Below are 21,723 nucleotides of genomic sequence, written 5' to 3'. Positions count from 1 at the left end.
ATTCACGCAACACCTGGATTCACTCTATAACAGCATAGGAAATTGAAAAATCCATCGGATCTATATCGGCTGAAATGGGCTGGTAGGCATGGGTAAAACTTGGTGACATGCGTTTGGGACGGCCTGTGGCAATTTCAATACAGGCCCATTTAGTGTTGCCAACAAACAGGATACTTTGGTCCTTGGGACGGTAAAATGCATACTGGCGAAAAGAATATAATGCATTAATATCATCAAGCCACGTCCTTAAGATGACTTCCTCCCCCTCAAGTGCAGCCCTACGATATTGCACATGGTGTTCAACCGCGACCATCGCATGCTTGAGTTGCAGATATTGTGCCAGCCCTAAACCCAATGTTTCGATATGCGCCTCAGCAACATCTTGCATCCACTGGATATAAATCACATTGTTGACATGCCCAAGTACATCAATATGTGCGGGCTGAACCTGTATTTTTAAATCAAAAATGGTACTCATTGTCCTGATATTTCATTAGTCAAAGTTTCGTTGCATACACTAGTCTAAACACATCGTCATTACAAAATAAAAACCACTCCAATGAGGAGTGGTTTTAAAAATCAAGATGAATTACTGAAGACGTAAACCAACAATTGCACGTTGCCCCTGACGGAGAATCACAATACGGGCCACACTATTTTTGGGCAATGCTGCAATTGCCTTGGCAAATGCCTGACTATTCGCAACAGGTGTGCTGTTGACTTGTACAATCACATCCCCCGCAACCAGATTCGACAATGAGGCTAAACCACCGCGCTTCACTTCTCGGACCAGAGTACCACCATTAACATTTAAACGGCTTTGTTCAGCTTCCGTTAGGTCTCGGATATTCATACCCAAGCCATTGGTTGGATTGTCTTTATCCTCAGCCGCAGGTGTATCATCTGGCGCCACACTTAAAGTCGCAGCAATGGTACGGAGCTTGTCATCTCTCAGAACTTCTAGCTGGATAGTTTGATTTGGCGCAATACGGTTTAAGCGATAAATCAGGTCGCTGGTACGGCTAATGCTGTTGCCATCTAGTTTTAAAATGACATCACCTGGTTTTAGGCCTGCTTTTTCGGCAGGAGATTTTGGTGAAACCTGATTAATTAATGAACCTTCTGGTTTTGGCAGTTTATAGGCATCGGCCAAGTTGCGGTCAATATCCTGCAACATCACCCCCAAATAAGAACGCGTTACCTTGCCATTGGTTTTCAACTGCTGCACAACATCCATCGCTACATCAATTGGGATAGAGAATGACAAGCCCATATAACCACCCGTACCACTAAAGATACGCGAGTTTACACCCACTACCTCACCACGCTGGTTAAACAATGGTCCACCAGAGTTACCTGGGTTTAAGGCTGCATCAGTCTGAATAAATGGAACTGATGTTTCACCACTCATATTACGTGATTTGGCACTAACAATACCTGCCGATGCTGAATAATCAAAGCCAAAAGGAGAACCTATTGCCAACACAGGTTCACCCACTTTTAGCTGATTTGAATCACCAATTCTCAATTCAGGGAAACTCGCGCCATTCACTTTTAACAAGGCAATATCAGTGCGCTCATCACTTCCAACCAGGGTTGCATCAAGCTCGCGGCGGTCATTTAAGGTAATGGTAATACGTGACGCATCGTCAATCACATGACGGTTGGTTAATAGATAGCCATCCTTACTGATAAAGAATGCGCTACCATAAGCTGTTTTTTCCTGTGGTCCCTGCTGTTGGGGAACAATCACCTGATTACCAAAAAAACGACGTAGAATTTCGGGAACCTGTTGCTGCAACAACTCTTCCTGAGTCATTTTCTTCACAACATTGACACTCACCACAGCAGGGCTAACCTGCTCAACGAGACTAGAAAAATCTACTGGCGATGCAGCATTGACTTGAGCAGCTGCCACCGTAAATACCGCAGCATACATTCCTTGTTGTAAATAGCGACTTTTCATGAAGCAAGAACCTACACACTGATGATCAAATAAAATTCAAGATTATGTTTTTATCATAACCCCAGCATTCTTTTCGTAAAAATATGTTTATATTTTCAAGGCATACAACGAAATAGAATGACAAAATATGGATAAATTATGGAGACAAGTCTGCTCACATTTACACTACATTACTTTTTATAAAAGATATCTTAAAAAATAATTAAAAAAATATTTCAAGTTCAGTAGAGATATGTTTTATTAGTGTTAATTAATTCATGTTTTTCGTATAAAATAACAATTATAAGATTGCAAGGAGGCAATAAATGTTTGAAAACAAATTAAATCAGGGCTCTGTATGTGCCTCCTTAGCACTAATGATAATTGACTTCTGTAAAGCCCATAATCTTCAAGTACCAAATGAATGTTTTTTATATGAAATGGATGAACGGATTCCATTTAATGTTTGGTGTTATATTCTAGAGAAAATTAAGTTACAAACCAATATTCCTGCCCTGGGTTTAGAGATTGCCAACTTTATTCAACCTCCTTATGCAGGGATTGTTTCTTATCTATCCTTTACCAAACCAACATTATTTGAAGCTGTACCAGAGTTTATTCATTATGGACGTTTAGCTTATGATTTTAACTTTATGCACTTTCAAATAGAAGACAATGAGATCGAGTTTAGCTGGGGTGATTATATTGCAAGACCAGGATTGTTAGTTGATGAAAATGCAATCTCCCTGCTCATCAATATTGTTCGGCATGCCATCACCCCACAAGAACTTCCGCTCAAAAGTGTACACTTTATTTACGAAAAACCAGATAACATATCAAAATATAATGATTTTTTTAAGTGCCCTGTTTATTTTAACGCAGCCGTCACCTCCGTATGTTTTTCCGTTACTGAGGTTAAAAATATTTCACTCCCTAAAACTGATCCATTTTTACATAAATTATTACAAAAACAGGCAGATTCTCTATTAAATAAACTTTCATCCTACAACCAGTTCGAACAAAAAATAAGAATCTGTATTATTAGCAGTTTAAAAAACAAGAAAATAAACATTGATATTATTGCTGAACAGATGGGTTTAAGTATTAAGAACTTAAGAGAATCACTTCACGAATATGGTTATACATTTAATGATATTCTTAATGATGTTAGATATGATCTGGCCAAGAAATATCTAAGCAATATTAAACTAAGTATTAATGAAATTTCTGATTTACTCGGTTATTCAGAACAAAGTGTTTTTCAGCGGGCATTTAAAACTTGGTCAGGAGAAACACCTTTAAAATGGAGAAACGACAATAATAGATATTTTCCTTTATAAAATGTAGCTAAAACTCCAGTTTTATTTCACCTAGTTTATAATCAAATTCACCTTGGTAAGTTTTGCCATCGTCAGCTATTAAGGAAAATATTATTCTATCAGGTTGAATAATATTAAAATCACTGGGTAATAAATAAGCCCGTTGGCTTAATGCTTTCGTCATCATATCCATATCCTGCGGAACCTGAACACCCTGCTCTGCCTGTACAACTGTAAGACCTGCAAATGAGACATTGTAGGGTGTTGGATTCTGGCAGGTTAAAAGCCATTGCCCTTGTTGCTGCTGCAAGGAAAAACGCAGTTGTTCAGCAATTTGCCTTAATTCCATCTTAGGGAGGCTTTTAGGTCGATAAAATACCTTGAGCTGAGTATTCATTGCCAAGTCCAGACGAGCCTGGTTGGGTTCTAGAGGCTTTATCTGCTCTTTGGTTTTGCCTGGAATTTCATATAGATTTAACCAGAAAACAGTTTCTCGGTCCTGTGGCATGGTGCTGCCATTTTGTACAATACGTAAGGCTTGAATGGCTTTGGTCTGCATTTTAAATACTGCTGGAAGCACAACAAACGGAGCATTTGCCTGATCAGGATTACCCTGCCCATCATCCACCCAGGTTTGGGCAATAATTGGATAATCATTGATATTCGACAGAATGAGGGAACGTTCCCGTTCTCCCTCAATGTAGATGATACGACTTGATGAGGTTGCAAATCCTGCATGGCACATACCACTTTGAAATAGCACAAGTAGTGGCGGAATAATAAGATTCAACCATTTCATTGGATTTTAACAACCACATATGCTGTTGAGTTGATCGTTCCAGCAGTGACTGGAGGCGCGCCTGTAATACGTTTAAGGTCAGCCATATAATTTGTGCGGTAAGTTGTATATCCAGTCAAAGGCGTACCAATATTGCTAAAGTAACCAGGATTCAAGACTGGATACCAACCTGCTGTATTCCCCTGTGGATAGGTGACAGCTGGGTAACACACTTGATTATTTGACGGCCCACAAGTCGAGTTATAGACATCTCGTGTAGTTTGAAGCAATGTTCCAGTTGCGCCTGGTTGCCCAAGCAATGTCAGGTAACTGCCTGCACCCTGATATTTAATATAGATACCCACATTTTGAGCAACACCTGTGGCACCATAACTATTGTCCAGTAATGCCACCACTCCATTATTACCATTTACCAACGAGACAGCCGAATAATTCTTCGCTGCATTATAAGCCTGTTGTGAGGGTTGTATACCTATCGCAATTTTTCCTGAAGCTGTTCCTGATTTACTGCCTGAAAGCACGCCATCATGACAGTCGACATCCACAGCAAAACTTCGACTGACAATATTTCCACTATTTAAAGCAGCGGTAGTGGTGGCATTAAAGTCAATGGTTGGTGTTACTGTCTTTAATTTGCAGGCGACACTGTCATTAATCAGGTAGGCCGCATTATATAAGGTATAGCCAAAACCATTATCCGCGCCCCAGAAACGATATGTTGAACCATCATAACCATGGGTCACACCCACAGTATCATGTGGAAAACTCACCAGATCGTCACCACTGTCAGAGCCTCCCGTATGTGCCGAGCCTGTATGGCCCAAGGTAATGTAGGATGAGGGTTGCGCACAGTTATAATTACCTGACTGGCCTAAATCCCTTAAATCCCCCGTTACACCAGAAGTTGGCGTCTGGTCTGTACACCACTTGTTATGTGTTCCACCTGTGCTGGTGCTATAAGGCGGCAAACCAGCCACCCGAACCAATTCAAACTGTAAAATGGGTAGATGTTTTAAACGGATACAATGCCAACCATTTTGACAAACGTCTTTTCCAGCGCTCGTTCCACCCGTTCCCGTTTCATACTGTATAGGCAGCTCAGTCCATTGCGGTGCTAAAGTCACCCCATTCATCACCTGGCGAATCCCTACACCAGCAAACCATGTATAAAATACGTTAGTCTGCCCACCAGCATCACTGGGATTGACAGGAAAAAAACCACCGACCCGATCATCCCCATTCACTGAAGTCAAAAAACGAATTTTTGCCATATCCGTTCCAGGAGTACATGCCCAGAGCAGGCTATTTTCATTGGCATTACGGATTTTATATTCTGTAGGTGGTACAGAGGCCTGAGCCAGAACACTGCCTATAGGCTGGATGGCAATATCCATAAGATGAATATTACCCACCCGAATCTTGGCGGCATGGCCATCTTCTGTTTGGGTAATGGGCCTTGAGTTTGAAAAACCTGTGTAATAAACGCCAGTTTGCCAATCTACCTGTTGGCAAGCTGCCCATACCTGTTTCCCACTACAGCAGCATATTGCCAACGTGATCAGTTTTAAAATGTCTATTTTTTTCATTGTTATTCTCCAACTGTACACGTTGCCTGTAACTTAATCAGTGCCTGGCCCAGTTGCTGGGAGTCAAGCTGGTATGGAAGCTTACAGCTTTGTCCAGCATCATTCCCCCAACGTAAAGTCAGTTGACCCTGCTGCTGTTCTACACGTACATACACCTGTCCGTTTTGACCCACCATTCCAATCACCTCGCCTGTATCTTTCAGGACATCGGCTCCCATTGGAATGATTTTTCCATCTGCAAGTCTACTTTGAATGAGTACACTATAACCACGACGGGTTTTAAATTTAACCTTAACCGCTGCACCTGCATAAGGGGCGATCCGTTGTTCACCCCCTTCCAACTCTACATCACCAGACATGCCCTGCGGGTCAAGTGCAATCGTGTTGTAACGATATGGACTGACACTTGGTAAAAGCGCATAGCCAAAACGGTCAATTTTGCTGGTTGGCGCACTGACAATTTTTGCACCTGTGGCATCCTTTGCCTCAATCAGGGCAAAGGTGTCTCCCACATATTGCCCGAGTGTGATGCCGCCCGAGTGAACTGCCATCGCACCGCTGGCATTGACTGAGCCTTGCCAGTATTGATCACTATAGGCTGTATTTAGTCCAAGCTGAATATTAGAGAAACGTTTGTATAAGCCCGCATTGTAGGTTTGCTGATCATTCCCCATGCCATTCATGCCCACGTTGTAGCTTAAACTATAGTCCTGATCCAACGCCCCACTGACACCCACCTGATAATTATCCATATCATTGCTACGGTTATAATTGGCATTGAGATTTGGTGTCATGACATTGCGGGAACGGCCTAAAGGCATATTGATAGATAAGCCACCAAAGTTGTCAAAACGTTCTTCCTTAAGTACGCCATTATTAAGGGTATGGATTTTCTGACGGGTATAGGTCAGGTTCATACTCAAAATGCCAAAGTTCTTGTTATAGCCCAACTGTAAAGAGGTATCCCGATCACGTCCATCCCGATAGTCCTGGGTTGAGCCTGTCACATAAAAGGAACCAAAGCGCCCCAATGGTTGGCTCATGCTGACCTGAAAACGCGAACGCTGCAAATAGGTAGAGGATGTATAAACCACACCATCCTGCCAAGCCTGCCTGATTCCCAAAACATCATTTAAGTCCCGATAGCCACTGGTTGAGTAACGGTAACTTGCCAATGAAAAGGTGGTCTGAGTGGGTGTCAAAGTCTTGCTATAGGTTAAGTCAGCCATCCAGCCATCAACATAGTCATTATTGTCTGTGGGGAGTTTCGCTCTGGAATAGGTAATATTTGAACCAATTGCACCATAACGTCCACCCAATACATTGCCCAAAGCCATTGCCTGATAATCATCCGCAATTCGCAATCCACTATTGAGGGTAATCAGGTTATTCACACCATATTCATAATTTAGGTCGGCAAAATAACTATTCAAACCCATGTTCTGGTCAGTTTTTCCAGCCGAAAAACTGTAGTTGGAAATCCCCTCACGTAATGATGTTGGAACGGCAGCATAGGGAATTTCAGTGGAATGGGTTGAACCATCCGCCTCAGTCACCACAACCGTCAAGTTGCCATTGTAGTTGGTCGGATAAAGATCAGTAATTTCAAACGGTCCTGGCGCAACAGTGATCTGATAAATATCCCGACCATTTTGCTGAACTGAAACTTTAGCATTACTTTGTGCTGTTCCCCGAATCACAGGCGCATAACCACGCAATGATTCTGGACGCATACGCTCATCTGTTGCCAAATTTAATCCTTTAAATGCCAACCCTGAAAAAAATCTGCCTGAGGTATATAACTGCCCCAGGGTGAGTTGTGACTGTAGCTGCTCAATCGGGCGCTGGACATAACTACGGATATTCTGCCATGTGGTTTCATGGTCATCATTCATCGATAGATTGGACTGCTGGCGATACTGCCATTTTCCAATATTGATCCCACCATTTAAACTCAGAAATGCGGATTCATTATTGAGATGATTACCTAAACGGCTCTCTGTGTAGTAATAGTTCCCCATATAGTTAATAAAACCAATGCTGGTACCTACGTCCAGTTCCGAGGGATTGACATAACCACGGGGTAAATTTTTCATTAAACTTTGTGGTACGGTTAAATCCAGGCGCAAGTTTGAAAAATCAAAAGAGCTGACACTTCCAGTTGCGACTTGTGCCAGTGTTAAACATTGTGCTAACTGAACCTGGGCATTTTCCTTATGCTGCTGCCGATAATCCATATCCCCTAAAATACCTGCTCGCTCAATTAAATCAGCATTTAGGCAAGCAACAGCACCTTGTTTGTTCTGTTCATCTTTTTCAAACCTGATATTGCCGCGTTCAAAAAAACATCCGTTGATATAGATATCAACTTTATACATTCCTGCCTCAACCTGATCAGCATGATTAAAACGTTCAATCATACTGGGTGTTAAACCACTCCCCTTAAACAGGTTGGGATCAAAAGCATACTCTTCCTGTTGCTTCGTACTGTGATCCGTTTTCACTTCCCTATCAGTTGTGTCTTCAGAAACAGATGCCATCACCTGTGCCTGTACTGTCTGCAATAAAATACCACTGACCAAAGCCGCCAGATATGAAAGACGAAAAAGGGGCGTATACCGTTCCATGTAATACTTCCTTTTTTAAATTATTATGGTTGTGCAATAAGGTCATACTTGGTGTATGCACCGTAATCTGTCACCAGAGTCACCGTAACGGTTGCCGAGGCTGTATGGGTCATGTTTTTCTGCACCAGCCATTTTTCACTGGACTTTGGCGCAACCATACCAATTGGCATTTCGGTGGTTTGTTCACCCACCTTGATAAAGGCCTGGGTTAAATTTGCGTAATAGCCTGTTGGATTATTGATCTGTAACCAGATGCCTTTTGCATCCTGCTGTAGGCGATAACGTAATTGTTTAGGTACATCCTCAACCTTGCCCACAATCGTTTTAGGGCGATAAAAAATTTTAAAACGGTTTTTGACAATTAAGACCAGCTTATTCTGGTCAACCGCATCCTTGCTCATGGCTGGAATTTGCTTGAAATTCAGGTAATAAATCGATTCACGGTCTTTGGATAATTGACCATCACCTGTATAGAATAACCGTGCGGTTTGCCCTGCTTGTGGATTAATCCGAAACACTTGTGGATTCACCATAAATGGTGCATCTGCCGTTTCAGGGGTGGATTGATCATTCCCTTGATCAACCCAGATCTGCACTAAAAAGGGCAGATTGTCTTTATTACTAAACTGAAGTGACTGGTCTTTGCTTTCCGCAGGAAAAACGACACGCGTCCCTGCCATCGTGACTCCCGCATACGCCATTGTTATCCCGAACATCTGGCAAAACAGCAGAAAAGCAAGCACCATATATCGAATCATGATCATTCCTCTATTCCTTGAGTCTTATCCTGATTAACACCATCAATAAAGTAATAGGATCACTTGCCATATCGAAACGGTTCAAGGGGTATGGCAAGTGATGTTCAGCAAGTTACGCGCTTGTGTAAAAATCAATCATAAACCAAGGTCCAGCCGAGTGCTGCCAATACAGTACCTGCTGTTGCATTACCTGTTGCCTTATATTTGGCAGTGAGTGGTAACGAACCAGTACCTGCTGTAGCGCCTGTAATAGCCACATTACCTGAACTTGCTGCCGCACCAGCAAATGCATATGGTGTAGATGAACCTATTGTTCCTCTTGCAATTTCAATCCCAACATTGGTGGCCGTACCTGTATTGGCAATCAAGCTATTATTCGTTGTATCAAAGCTCGCTGGCGTGAGGGTAAAATGTACACCACGGGCATCAGCACCTTCACAACCCGTTACATCCAGTGAAAATGCAGTTTCATTCGCCGTATCTCCAGCTGTAGCCAAAGCAGTTCTGTTTACCGTCGCCAAAGTCACTGCCGTTGCGCTTGCCCCACCCGTTAAGGCGGTTGCACAAGAATCCTGAATAACCTGTCCAGTAAAGTTAATTGTTCCTGTATCTGCCATTGCCATATTTGCTGCACCCATCGCAACAAATGCCAACGCTAAATGTTTAATTTTCATAAAAAGTCTTCCTTTTCAAACGCAAAAAATAAATTATTTTGTCCTTGGAGATCACATAAGAATACATCTCACACTCCACCAATTATGTGAAGTTGTTAGCATTCTTTTTAAAAATTAACAGAACAGCATGAAAAGCTCATTGATAGATATAGATTATTTTTTGACAATTCATTTTCAGTATTTTATGTTTTATTTTTATTTAAATTTTCCATTTATAATGAAAGGTTTATATTTTAAAAATCTCCATTTGATCAAAAAACCATCTCATATTCTGGTTTCTCCTGTTCTCAGTCCTCCATTGTCGAAATAAAAGGTAAAAACCTTTAAACTTTCAAAAAGAAAACTCATCATTTTTTACCAATTTATTTTTAATTCTGACCCTTTTTGTCGGTTTTATATTCCAATAACTTTCATTAAAAGTATTTTATTCGCAAAAAAATTGAGCAATTCTAGGCAGATTGGCACTTGCCTTTTTCATTAAAAAGCGTTGTCATTAGCGAACGTTTGAAAATGAAGCAGATCGTCATGCCTGATTTAGAAACAATTCACCATTTTGATGTGATTATTGTAGGCAGTGGTGGTGCAGGCCTAAGCCTCGCACTCTCTTTACCAAGTCATTACAACATTGCAATTTTGGCAAAGGCAGCGCTCACAGAAGCCAGTACCTTTTATGCTCAGGGCGGTGTTGCTGCGGTACTGGACGAGACTGATTCCATTCAACAACACATTAGTGACACTATGATTGCAGGCGCACATTTATGTGAAATGGATGCCGTCAAACATACTGTTGAGGGTGGCAAACCCTCTGTTGACTTCCTGCTAAAACAAGGTGTGCAGTTCACACTGGATGATGATGAGCAATTACACCTTACCCGTGAAGGGGGTCACTCACAACGCCGTATCATCCATTCAGCGGATGCAACAGGCAAAGCAATTTCAACCACATTGGTTGAACGCGCCAAAGAACGCGACAATATCACCATTTTTGAAAATTACATTGCAATTGACCTAATCACCTTGCATAAACTTGGCCACCAGAACCAGCCTAACCGTGCCATTGGCTTATATGCCCTGGATGAAAGTGCTGAACAGGTTCATACGTTTCTGGCACCGTTCACCGCTCTGGCATGTGGTGGGGCAATGAAAGCCTATCTATATACCTCGAACCCTGACATCGCGACAGGTGATGGTATTGCAATGGCCTATCGTGCGGGTTGCCGTGTTGCCAATATGGAATTTAACCAGTTCCACCCAACCTGTTTATACCATCCCAAAGCACGTTCGTTCCTGATTACTGAAGCAATGCGTGGTGAAGGAGCCTATCTGCGTTTACCTGATGGTGAGCGTTTTATGCTACGTTTTGATGAACGTGCCGAACTTGCACCCCGCGATATTGTGGCCCGTGCCATTGACTATGAAATCAAGCGTTTAGGTATCCGTCATGTATGGCTGGACATTACCCATAAATCACCAGAGTTTATTACCGAACACTTCCCTACACTCTATGCACGCCTGCTAGAGCTTGGCATTGATATTACCAAGGACATGATTCCTGTTGTACCTGCTGCCCACTATACCTGTGGCGGCGTGGTGGTGGATTCCAGCAGCCAGACCGATTTGACGGGTTTGTATGCCATTGGTGAAACCTCATATACAGGTCTACATGGTGCAAACCGTATGGCGAGCAACTCCTTGCTTGAGTGCTTTGTGTATGGCATGAGCGCAGCGGAAGATATTGAACAGAAATTTGATGCGGGCTTTAAATTCCCTGAGGTTCCTGCATGGGATGAATCACAGGTCACCGATGCGGATGAAGATGTGGTGATTCTGCAAAACTGGGATGAGTTACGTTCAACCATGTGGAACTATGTTGGAATTGTACGGACGACCAAACGTTTACAACGTGCCCTGCACCGTATTGAAATGTTAAAACGTGAAATCACGGAGTATTATCAGGATTACCGTGTCAGCAAGAACCTGATTGAACTGCGTAATCTGGTGCTTGTTTCTGAGATGATTGTTCGCTGTGCCATGCAACGCAAGGAATCCCGTGGTCTGCATTACACGCTGGATTATCCTGAACTTTCCAGTGAAATTCGTAAAACTGTTCTGACACCACCAAATTTTGCAGTGGAACAGCCATTGGTCAATCAATCCTAAAATTAATAAATAAAAACTAGGGTCTGTTTTTCAGCTTATGAATATAAACAGGCCCTATTCTTTTCAATGCTTATTTATATCCAGAATCAGGTACATTCCTTACATTCAACCTGGATAATCAAATTATAAGATTTAACATTCAACTGTTGCTGCTGATAAAATTGCTGCAAATTTTGGTCTAATTCACGTTGGTCCACTTCTATTCGTTTTTTGCACTTAATACATTCACAAATAACAGAACCCGATTGCGTACCTATAGAGAAAACAGCCTGGCGCTCACCTGGTTTATGATAACGCTGGATAATATTCGCCTGTTCCAATGACCTTAACACAGTATAAATACTGGTTAAAAATAGCGTACTATTTAATTCCGCCACAGCTTTTTCAATTTCATAGGCAGTCATCGCCTGATTGGATTCACTCAATATCCTTAAAATTAATAATCGGGGCAGCGTGGCGCGAACCTTGGCAGCACGTAACTTCTTTACGAGTTCATCCATGTTAACAGTATGATTCATCTTTCTTTATTCACATTTAATACCAGAAATCCACACTCAAAATAAACGCTTATGATCAAATAAGCTTCCGCTTTTTCTAGGATTTTATCTAAAGTAAAACTTAACATCCCGAGCTTACTTTAGCCTAAAACTTTAAAATTATGGCATACTCAATGTCAAAAAAATGTCAGATTTTTCCAATGAAATATCCACAAAATAAAATTTATCTCAAGTTTTATTTAGACAAATCAATATAATATGAAAATTTCAAAACATAAAAAATTATTTTTATTTTTTTATAAAATAGATTATTATTAAACAATAATAATTCTTATTAATATAATTGCTGTTTAAAAATAAACAAATAAAATACATAATCTCCATCATCATGGAGATTATGTTTATGCTTTATTAATACTGTTAGATTCATATTGTGAATGTAAATAAGAATTACTATTATTTCTCCACATTTGTAACCATTTATTAAGGTTGACCATGTCTTTTATTAAATCCCGTAAGAAAATTGTCAGTACGGCAATTCTTTCTACTCTGTCAGCGGTAGCAAATGCTGATAATAATGCGACACAATTACCAACCATTGATGTAAAAGCAGAACAAACCCAAGGTTTAAAAGTAGATTCTTCAGCAAATACAAAATATGTTGCACCTTTACTGGATACCCCTAAATCAGTCTCAGTGATTTCACAACAACTGATTCAGGATACTCAAGTGGTCACTTTGGCGGATGCACTTCGTACTGTACCAGGCATTACCTTAGGGGCTGGTGAAGGTGGAAACCCAAACGGCGATCGTCCGTTTATTCGTGGTTATAATTCTGAAGGCTCAATGTATGTCGATGGCATCCGTAGTATGGGCTCACAAAACCGTGAAATGTTTGCGGTAGAACAAGTCGAGGTCACCAAAGGCTCTTCTTCTAGTTTGGGCGGTGGTGGTAATGCCAGTGGTAATATCAACATGGTATCTAAAGTTGCCAAAAAAGGTGACAGCATTGAAGGTTCTGTATCACAAGGTACAGATGATTATCGTCGTATTGTGCTTGATGGGAACAAAGACTTTGGCAATGGTATTGCAGCACGTGTTGTGGCAATGGGGCATGAAAATAATAAGGCGGGTCAGGATAACGGTGCAGAATACAAACGTGCAGGTATTGCACCAAGTATCAGTATTGGTCTAGGCACACCGACCCGTGCGACGGCAAGCTATTATTATTTAAGAACTAATGATGAACCTGATTCAGGTGTGCCATATAGCAACCCATTTGGTGTAACAACTGCCAATGCAAAATTTAATGGTGATGGTTCGCCAATCAATGTAAAACAAGGTATTTACTATGGCTGGAAAGACCGTGATTTCCAAAAACAGGAAAATCAAATCGGTACATTAAAGCTAGAGCATGATTTACTTGATAATCTTACTGTAAGTAATATTGTAACTTATAGTAAATCTACCAATGATTATCTATGGACACAACCTGATGATTCTAAAGGTAACTTTATTAATCTAACAACAGGTGCATTGCAAGATACAGGTGTTTGGAGACGTGCAAACTCTCGTAGTACCGATACCACAACTTATGGTGACCAATTATCTTTGCGTGGTAAATTTGATACCAGCATCTTAAAACATAGCTTTAATGCAGGCGCAGAATATTCTAAGTTAGATAAAGATACCGCAAGTTATACCATAAAAGACCCAGCTTCTTCTAAAGTTGATGGTACGCTTGGAACAGGTGCTTGTTCACTTGGTTTGGCTAATGCAAATGGTTGGTGTACATCGACCTTTAATCCAAATGCAAATGACCCATTCTTAGGTACAATCACTAAGAATGCACCAACGTCAAATACCACAACCGAAACTACAGGTATCTATTTCTTTGATAATATCGAAATTATGCCTCAGTTGTTGCTTGATGTAGGTGTGCGTTGGGATAAATTTGAAACAGCAGTTAAGACTTTAGCAACTGGTGTGAAAATTGAAAGCGATTCAGATTTCTGGAGTTATAATGCTGGTGTAACCTTTAAGCCAACTGAAAATAGTGCGGTTTATGCAAGCTATGCAACTTCGGCAACACCTGTTGGTGTAGATTCTGGTGAATCTGCTGAATCAAGTCCATCTGTAGCCATTAAAGATCTTGATCCTGAAAAAGCACGCACCATTGAAGTCGGAACGAAATGGAACTTATTAAATAATAAGTTGAATGCAACCGCAGCAATTTTCCGTACTGAAAAAACCAATACTCGTGTTGCTGTTGATGCAAATACCACAATGAATGCTGGTTCAAGTAAAATGGATGGTTTTGAGCTTGGCTTGAGTGGTAATATCACAGACGCATGGGCGATTTCATTTGGTTATAGCTTCCTAGATAGCGAACTGGTTACAGCAGCCTACAATGCCAAAGCAAACGAAGGTCTGCCTCTAGCAAACGTTCCTAAAAACAGTGCAACTCTTTGGACAACTTACCAAGTCCTGCCACAAATCACTGTTGGCGGTGGTGCAACCTATATGGATAAAGTCTACGGTGCAAAATCAGCAACGGCTGAAAAATGGGTACCTGACTATGTCCGCTATGACGCAATGGCTCGTTATAATGTCAACAAGAATGTTGATTTACAGTTAAATGTAAATAACTTAAGCAATGAGCGTTATTTCACCAAAGCCTACGGTTCGCACTATGCAGCAGAAGCCGAAGGTCGTAGCGGTGTATTATCACTTAGCTTTAAATACTAATTGCTGATTAATCTTATATAAAAGTCTTTTGAGATAGCTTTAAAACTAAGGCTATCTCTTTTCTGTTTATTGACATTACACATAAATAAGGTGGTGGTTGTGATTCATCATATTCCTCAAGTATTAAGCAAGGAACAAGTGCGGTACTTCCGAGATGAAATGAATAAAATTGAATGGGTCAATGGCAAGGTCACCGCTGGCACCTTATCTGCAAGCGTAAAACAAAACCAGCAGCTTCCCGAAGACCATCCACTGACCCATCATTTGGGCAATATTATTTTAGAGTCTTTAGGCCAGCATCCACTGTTTTTATCTGCCGCCATTCCTCTGGATATCATCCCGCCCCTGTTTAACCGTTACGAGCATAATGAGCATTTTGGTTTTCATGTCGATAACTCGATCAGACGCATTCGCGGAACCAAGGACCGACTGAGAACTGACCTGTCCTGCACTGTTTTTCTCAGCGAACCAGATGAATATGAGGGCGGTGAACTGGTTGTGGAAGACACCTATGGCTACCATGAAATCAGGCTGCCCGCTGGGGATATGATTCTTTATCCATCCACCAGTCTGCATGAGGTGACAGCTGTTACACAGGGCTGCCGAATCGCCTCATTTTTCTGGGTGCAAAGCATGATTCGGGATGATGCCGAACGCCATATCCTGTTTAATCTGGACCAGACCATACAAAACCTGAGAATGCAGTTGGGAGACCATCATGAAGAAGTCATTAAACTCACCAGCCTTTATCACAACCTGATGCGAAAATGGGCAGAGCTTTAAATAATTTTCATAGCAATGCATAACCCAATCTGCATATAAGGATGATAAACACAACATGAGAATCCTGATTGTCGAAGACCATATTGACCTGCTCAGCAATATTTTTGCTTATCTGGAACCCAAGGACTATGTTTTAGATGCGGCTTATGATGCAGAAACAGCCTACCAACTGTGTCATATTCACCAGTATGATGTGCTGGTGATTGACTGGATGCTGCCGAAAATGCAGGGTATAGAGTTGCTAGAAAAACTGCGTCAGGACACAATTGAAACACCGATTATCATGCTGACGGCAAAAACAGAACTGGAAGACAAACTTTCCTGTTTTAACCTGGGTGCAGATGATTATCTGACCAAGCCTTTTTCAATTGAAGAACTGGAAGCCCGTATTCTGGCACTACACAAACTTTATAGCCGACAGAAAAAAATCCTACAGGTGGCAGACCTTAGCTATAACCTATATACCGATGAAGTCTCACGAAACAATACCGCCATTCATCTGCATGCAAGTGATAAAAAGCTATTGGCTATCCTGATGCAGGAAAGCCCCAAAGTTGTCTCCAGGGATAAGCTTGAATATGTTTTATGGGGCGATGACCGACCTGAAAAAGACCTATTGCGCACCCATATTTATGAATTAAGAAAAAGAATAGATGCGGAATATAAAACCAAGCTGTTAAGGACCATTCCCAAAGTGGGTTATCAAATCGCATGATCAGATTACCCAACCTTAGAAAAAATATTGTCATTGGTTTAGTGGGTTATACCCTCTTGCTTAGCTTTGCAGTGGGTCTGCATGGTTTTCTTGTTAATGAGCATATTGAAAAACTGGTTTGGCAAAATATTCTGGGCATTGATTTTGAAAACTTTAACCTGAACAAGATTCGTGCAGAGAACAATCAGGATTCATCAAACAACAACCTCAAATGGTATGACGAAAACCAGAATGACCGTATTCCTGCGGAATTTAGCGATTTTGAGGTTGGCATCCATGATGAGGTGGAATATCAGGATCGAGTTTATGTGATTCGTGTGACTGAAAAGAATGATAAAAAACAGATTCTTGCGCTGGACATTACCGAGATTGAGAAGCAGGAATTCTATGTCGTATTCTTCGCCTTTGTATTGATGGTTTTCTCAATCATACTGATTACCTATATTGCCTATAACCAGCTTGGTAAATTGATTAACCCATTACTGAGTTTGGCCAATGATCTGTCCAGACTAACTCCGATTCAGGACCAGATTCAAATTGACCGTTCAAAAATAAAATATTATGAGTCCTATGTTTTATCTGATGCCATTCAGAATTATGTTGAAAGGTCACAGCATTATCTAGAAAAGGAAAAGGTATTTTTTTCCACAGTGAGTCATGAACTTCGCACCCCTGTTTCCGTAATCTTGGGTGCAATTGAGGTGTTGCAACATCACCAGTCCACTCCTGCCACTGTGCTGCCACATCTGGACCGAATCGCACGGATCACACAAGATATGGAGGAGCTGATTGCCTGTCTGTTATTTCTAGCACGTGATCAGCAACGTTTAAACCTTTATGCTGAAGAAGTGGATTTGTACCATGAAATTCCAGTGATGATTGAACATCATATTTCCCTGTGTAAAGGAAAAAATGTGGAGATATTAAATCTGGTCAACCAGCCATTTAGAATTAACGTGCCCCCACAATTGATTCGGGTGGTGGTAAGCAACCTACTGAGGAACGCCATAGAAAACTGTGACGATGGCACAATTAAAATATATCAACATGACGCGCAGATCATGATTGAAGATTCGGGACATGGCATGTCGGCTGAGGCACTGAGTACCTTTTATACCTCACGTGCCAGAATGGGCAACAATCAAAGTGCGGGAATTGGCATTCCATTGATTTTAAAAATCTGTGACCATTTTGGCTGGTCACTCACCTTTAAATCCAAACCAGAGAAAGGAACCATTGCGATTTTAAAGTTTAGTTAAAATAATCCATCGCATCCTTAAACACCTGTTCAGGGTTCTGTGTGGCATCGAGTCGCTTAATCCGTTCAGGTTCAGCCTGCCACAAGGATTCATATCCTGCCCGCACCTTGGTAAAGAAGCTCAGCTTTTCCTGTTCAAAACGATCCAGTGCCCCACGCTCTCTGGCACGGGTCATACCCAGTTCAATCGGTGCATCCAGCCAGAAAGTAATCTTCGGCATATGCGAAACGAAAGTCTGGTTAAGTAGCTGCAACTTTTCCTGACTTAAGCCACGCCCAGCACATTGATAGGCAAAACTGGCATCGGTAAAACGGTCACTTAACACAATCTTGCCAGCCTCCAAAGCTGGAATAATCACCTGCTGTAAATGTTGCGCCCGTGCCGCATAGATTAGTAGCAACTCAGTATCATGGCTCATTTGTTCTTCATGATTCACCGCCAACAGCAACGAGCGAATCTGTTCCGCCAATGGTGTTCCCCCTGGTTCACGGGTGAGTACCACCTGTTTACCCTGCTGTTCAAAGTACTGATGAATTTTGCGAATCAGTGTGGTTTTCCCTACACCTTCCGTCCCTTCAAAACTAATAAACATCATTCACCCTGCTTTTTCTTTGAACGTAACACAGTTAAATATTCCTGCACCGCACGGTTATGCTCTTCCAACGATGCTGTAAATTTATGCCCACCATTACCTGTGGCAACAAAATAAATATTTTTTGAGTCATCTGGATGCATGGCGGCTTCAATCGCCTTTTTACTTGGCAAGGCAATCGGTGTTGGCGGCAACCCGTTAATAGTATAGGTGTTATAAGCTGTTGGGGTACGTAAGTCATTACGTGTGATATTGCCCTTATAATCAGCCCCCATGCCATAAATCACGGTTGGGTCGGTTTGCAGACGCATTCCGATTTGCAGGCGACGCACAAACACACCTGAAACCTGTTGCAACTCACTGTCCAGACTGGTTTCCTTTTCAATAATCGAAGCCATAATCAATGCTTCATACTTATCTTTGTAAGGAAGATTCGCCGCTTTATTTGCCCATGCCTCATCCAGTGATTTCATTTGACGGCGGTATAAATCGGTCAGGATTTTCTTGTCCGTTTCACCTTTGGCAAAGAAATAGGTATCAGGCGCAAACAAGCCTTCAGGATGTGAATATGGAATATCCAGTTCCTTGAGCAATTGATCCCGTGGCAAATCCAGAATGGTTTTGCTGACATTAGGGTCTTTTTTAAGATTCTGAACCAGTTGCTTAAACGTTGTTCCCTCAATCACCAGAATACGGTTCATCTGTGCATTTTCAGCATTCGACAACATATCCAGCACCTGACGAACACTCATGCCATGAGTGACTTCATACACACCCGCTTTCATACTGTCATGAATCATGAACTTCTGGTACAGCTTTAATATTATCGGAAAATTCACCTTATTTTCTTTTGCGAGACGGTCAATAAATCTGGAATAGGTATCGCCCGAAGAAATGACTAAAAGCTGTTTCTTGCCCTCAACAGGATAGTTTTTAAACAGGCTTGTCCCCACAATGCTCAACAGGATGACAAGTAAAACAATGATTGCACCCAAAAATGCTTTCACTGGAAATCTGGATTTCGGCTTGACTTTCGGTTTTTTCTTGCTTTTGCTTGAATTTGGCGGCTTTGGCATATTAATCAATCTGGTTCAGTTTTAAAGTTTTAAATAAATCAAGGCAGGGTTGTTGCTCTAAAGCCCGATCATGAAATCGAACAACCGCTTTCATCGGGTGCAAGGCATTACAGAAAAACAGGCTTTGAATCTGCCCAAGCTCATCTATTCCAATATAACGTTGCTCACATTCAATCTGTGATTGCTGCATCCGCGACAGGATGGTTGCCCGCATGACACCGTGGACGCCATTATAGCGAAGTTCTGGCGTAATCCACCGTCCATTTATACGAATAAAACAATTACTGCTCACGCCTTCAACAATATAGCCCTGTACATCACTGACCAATGCCTCAAGCCAACCTTGTTGGTCCGCTTCCTGTTTCAATAGCACTTGCTCTAAACGGTTCAGGGTTTTTAAGCCCACCAGATTCGGCATGGTTAGGCCCAAAGCACGATTTAGCATTCCACTGGCAATCCATTCAGGCTGGAAAGCCTGCAATGTGGCTGGATAATACCAAAGGTAAATATCGGCGGGATGTAAAGGCAAGCTATAGCCACGGTTTCCCTCTCCACGACTAATCACGATCTTTAAGGTGCCGTTTAAGCTTGAATGCTGTTGTTGCAACTGCTCCATTGATTTTTCAATTTGAGATAGATCAGCATCCAGACTCAGGCTCTGGCAAGCCCGTTTTAAACGTGCAAAGTGCAATTCTTTTAGTTCAAAAATTCCCTGAAAAATACGTGCTGTGGTAAAGCAGCCATCTCCATAGTGAAATGCCCGATCAAGTAAAGGGATAGAATCAATTAACTGTCCATTTTTATAGCATTGCATGATTCAAACACCTTTCAATCCAAATAGCCCACATGATTAATAATAAATAACTCTTTGATTTTAAATAATTATAACAATTTAAGAATTGGAATAAAAATTTATTATTTATCAATAATTCAGCATAGTTTATCTATTTTATGCAATTGCATTTTTTTCATATCAAATTCGTTTTTAATTATTTTTTTTGCAAAAAAACTAGCGTTATGCTGCATCCATATTCCAAATCAAGATTGAAGATCTGTTTATAACAGATCAATTAAAGGGGTTTTTCATGCGTTTATCTCAGTTAAAAGTTGGTGTCATTGCCGCATTACTCTCAGTGTCTTCTTTCGCGGCACAAGAGTTTTTGAATGTCTCTTATGACCCAACCCGCGAGCTTTATACCGATTTCAATAAGCAGTTTGGTGCTTTCTGGAAACAGCGTACAGGTCAGGACATTGATTTCAAACAATCCCATGGGGGTTCAGGCAAACAGGCCCGTGCCGTGATTGATGGCTTAAGTGCTGATGTGGTGACACTTGCCCTTGCAGCGGATATTGATGAAATTGCTGAAAATGCAAAATTGCTTCCAGCAGACTGGCAGAAGAAACTGCCAAACAACTCAACACCTTATACCTCAACCATCGTTTTCCTTGTGCGTAAAGACAACCCTAAACAGATTAAAGATTGGGGCGACCTGATTAAGCCAGGTGTAGAAATCATTACACCGAACCCTAAAACTTCAGGTGGTGCGCGCTGGAACTATTTAGCAGCGTGGGCTTGGGCAAAACACCAGAAAGGTGGTAATGATGCCAAGGCACAGGAATTCGTACGCCAGATTTATAAACAAACCAAGGTGCTTGACTCAGGCGCCCGTGGTTCAACCACGACCTTTGCTGAACGTGGAATCGGTGACGTGTTGCTGGCTTGGGAAAATGAGGCGTTCCTTGCCGTACGTGAGCAGCCAGGCAAGTTTGAGATTGTGACTCCATCACTTTCAATTCTTGCTGAGCCACCTGTGGCAGTGGTTGAGAAAAATGCCGAGAAGAAAGGCAACCTGCAAATTGCCCGTGGTTACCTGAACTATCTCTATTCACCATCAGGTCAGGAAATTGCAGCGCGTAACTTCTACCGTCCGCGTAATGCAGATACATTGAAGAAATACAGTAATGTATTTAAGCCGCTCAAACTTGTCACCATTGATAAAGAGTTTGGTGGCTGGACCAAGGTGCAAAAAACCCACTTTGACAACGGCGGTATTTTTGACCAGATCGTTAAGACCAATAGTACAGGCAAATAGAATCCCTCCCTCTTGCGGAACTATAATCGTTCCTCATCCCTCCTAAAATAAGGAAGAATTTCCACGAATACAAAAACTTACCCATATTCGTG

The 21,723-nt window shown here is 41.5% G+C and carries 18 protein-coding genes; 7 read left to right on the top strand and 11 right to left on the bottom strand.

The genetic code is table 11. The features are described from left to right. Positions 1-19: 19 nt before the first annotated feature. Positions 20-478, bottom strand: a complete 459-nt coding sequence (locus QLH32_RS16925; RefSeq protein WP_283267203.1) for an acyl-CoA thioesterase — start codon at positions 476-478, stop codon at positions 20-22. 111 nt (positions 479-589) lie between these two features. Further along, entirely contained in the window at positions 590-1,966 is a 1,377-nt protein-coding gene (locus QLH32_RS16920) for a Do family serine endopeptidase (RefSeq protein WP_283267202.1), read from the bottom strand. Positions 1,967-2,271: 305 nt separating this feature from the next. Here QLH32_RS16920 and QLH32_RS16915 point away from each other — a divergent pair, with 305 nt between their 5' ends. Then, complete coding sequence (locus QLH32_RS16915) at positions 2,272-3,285, top strand: helix-turn-helix transcriptional regulator (protein WP_283267201.1); 1,014 nt, start codon at positions 2,272-2,274, stop codon at positions 3,283-3,285. Positions 3,286-3,292: 7 nt separating this feature from the next. On the opposite strand, the gene QLH32_RS16910 is transcribed toward QLH32_RS16915, so the two are convergent. The 5 genes from QLH32_RS16910 to QLH32_RS16890 form a co-directional block, all read right to left on the bottom strand. Then, positions 3,293-4,063, bottom strand: coding sequence for a fimbrial biogenesis chaperone (locus QLH32_RS16910; RefSeq protein WP_283267199.1), 771 nt, complete (start codon positions 4,061-4,063; stop codon positions 3,293-3,295). Next, a complete protein-coding gene (locus QLH32_RS16905) occupies positions 4,060-5,649 on the bottom strand; it encodes a fimbrial protein (RefSeq protein ID WP_283267198.1) in 1,590 nt (529 codons plus the stop codon). Before QLH32_RS16905 ends, QLH32_RS16910 begins: the two co-directional genes overlap by 4 nt. 2 nt (positions 5,650-5,651) lie before the next feature. Then, positions 5,652-8,276: a fimbria/pilus outer membrane usher protein gene (locus tag QLH32_RS16900; protein ID WP_283267197.1), complete on the bottom strand. Its 2,625-nt coding sequence runs from the start codon at positions 8,274-8,276 to the stop codon at positions 5,652-5,654. Positions 8,277-8,299: 23 nt separating this feature from the next. Further along, positions 8,300-9,040: a fimbrial biogenesis chaperone gene (locus tag QLH32_RS16895; RefSeq protein ID WP_283267196.1), complete on the bottom strand. Its 741-nt coding sequence runs from the start codon at positions 9,038-9,040 to the stop codon at positions 8,300-8,302. A 125-nt stretch (positions 9,041-9,165) separates the two neighbouring features. After that, positions 9,166-9,708, bottom strand: a complete 543-nt coding sequence (locus tag QLH32_RS16890) for a fimbrial protein (protein WP_267978962.1) — start codon at positions 9,706-9,708, stop codon at positions 9,166-9,168. Positions 9,709-10,227: 519 nt separating this feature from the next. Here QLH32_RS16890 and nadB point away from each other — a divergent pair. Then, on the top strand, positions 10,228-11,868 hold the full coding sequence (gene nadB, locus QLH32_RS16885) for an L-aspartate oxidase (RefSeq protein WP_267980004.1): 1,641 nt from the start codon (positions 10,228-10,230) through the stop codon (positions 11,866-11,868). Between the two features lie 86 nt (positions 11,869-11,954). Here nadB and QLH32_RS16880 read toward each other — a convergent pair whose 3' ends face one another. Continuing rightward, the gene (locus QLH32_RS16880; RefSeq protein WP_279959891.1) at positions 11,955-12,386 is read right to left on the bottom strand and encodes a transcriptional repressor; all 432 of its coding nucleotides are present in this window, start codon (positions 12,384-12,386) and stop codon (positions 11,955-11,957) included. Between the two features lie 474 nt (positions 12,387-12,860). Between QLH32_RS16880 and QLH32_RS16875 the strand changes: the two genes are divergently transcribed. The 4 genes from QLH32_RS16875 (at position 12,861) to QLH32_RS16860 (ending at position 17,870) form a co-directional block, all read left to right on the top strand. Next, positions 12,861-15,113 carry a TonB-dependent receptor gene (locus tag QLH32_RS16875; protein ID WP_283267194.1) on the top strand — a complete coding sequence of 751 codons (2,253 nt, stop codon included), beginning with the start codon at positions 12,861-12,863 and terminating at the stop codon, positions 15,111-15,113. Between the two features lie 99 nt (positions 15,114-15,212). Continuing rightward, entirely contained in the window at positions 15,213-15,896 is a 684-nt protein-coding gene (locus tag QLH32_RS16870; RefSeq protein ID WP_283267192.1) for a Fe2+-dependent dioxygenase, read from the top strand. 55 nt (positions 15,897-15,951) lie between these two features. Further along, on the top strand, positions 15,952-16,611 hold the full coding sequence (locus tag QLH32_RS16865) for a response regulator transcription factor (RefSeq protein ID WP_283267191.1): 660 nt from the start codon (positions 15,952-15,954) through the stop codon (positions 16,609-16,611). Continuing rightward, complete coding sequence (locus tag QLH32_RS16860) at positions 16,608-17,870, top strand: sensor histidine kinase (protein WP_283267190.1); 1,263 nt, start codon at positions 16,608-16,610, stop codon at positions 17,868-17,870. The genes QLH32_RS16865 and QLH32_RS16860 overlap by 4 nt, the downstream gene beginning before the upstream one ends. Here the strand turns inward: QLH32_RS16860 and tmk are convergent. Genes tmk through pabC form a run of 3 tightly spaced genes read right to left on the bottom strand, consistent with a single transcriptional unit; the run spans position 17,863 to position 20,352 of the window. Then, positions 17,863-18,462, bottom strand: a complete 600-nt coding sequence (gene tmk / locus QLH32_RS16855) for a dTMP kinase (RefSeq protein ID WP_283267189.1) — start codon at positions 18,460-18,462, stop codon at positions 17,863-17,865. The two genes, QLH32_RS16860 and tmk, sit on opposite strands and share 8 nt — an antisense overlap. Continuing rightward, complete coding sequence (mltG, locus tag QLH32_RS16850) at positions 18,462-19,538, bottom strand: endolytic transglycosylase MltG (protein ID WP_283267188.1); 1,077 nt, start codon at positions 19,536-19,538, stop codon at positions 18,462-18,464. The genes tmk and mltG overlap by 1 nt, the downstream gene beginning before the upstream one ends. A 1-nt stretch (position 19,539) precedes the next feature. Further along, positions 19,540-20,352, bottom strand: a complete 813-nt coding sequence (gene pabC / locus QLH32_RS16845; RefSeq protein WP_283267187.1) for an aminodeoxychorismate lyase — start codon at positions 20,350-20,352, stop codon at positions 19,540-19,542. 271 nt (positions 20,353-20,623) lie between these two features. Between pabC and QLH32_RS16840 the strand changes: the two genes are divergently transcribed. Beyond that, a complete protein-coding gene (locus QLH32_RS16840; protein WP_283267186.1) occupies positions 20,624-21,631 on the top strand; it encodes a sulfate ABC transporter substrate-binding protein in 1,008 nt (335 codons plus the stop codon). Positions 21,632-21,723 lie beyond the last annotated feature (92 nt).

Source organism: Acinetobacter corruptisaponis (genome assembly GCF_030053775.1).
GTDB classification, from domain to species: domain Bacteria; phylum Pseudomonadota; class Gammaproteobacteria; order Pseudomonadales; family Moraxellaceae; genus Acinetobacter; species Acinetobacter corruptisaponis.
Note: the sequence above shows the minus strand (reverse complement) of the source record. Positions and strands in the feature narration are given on the sequence as shown.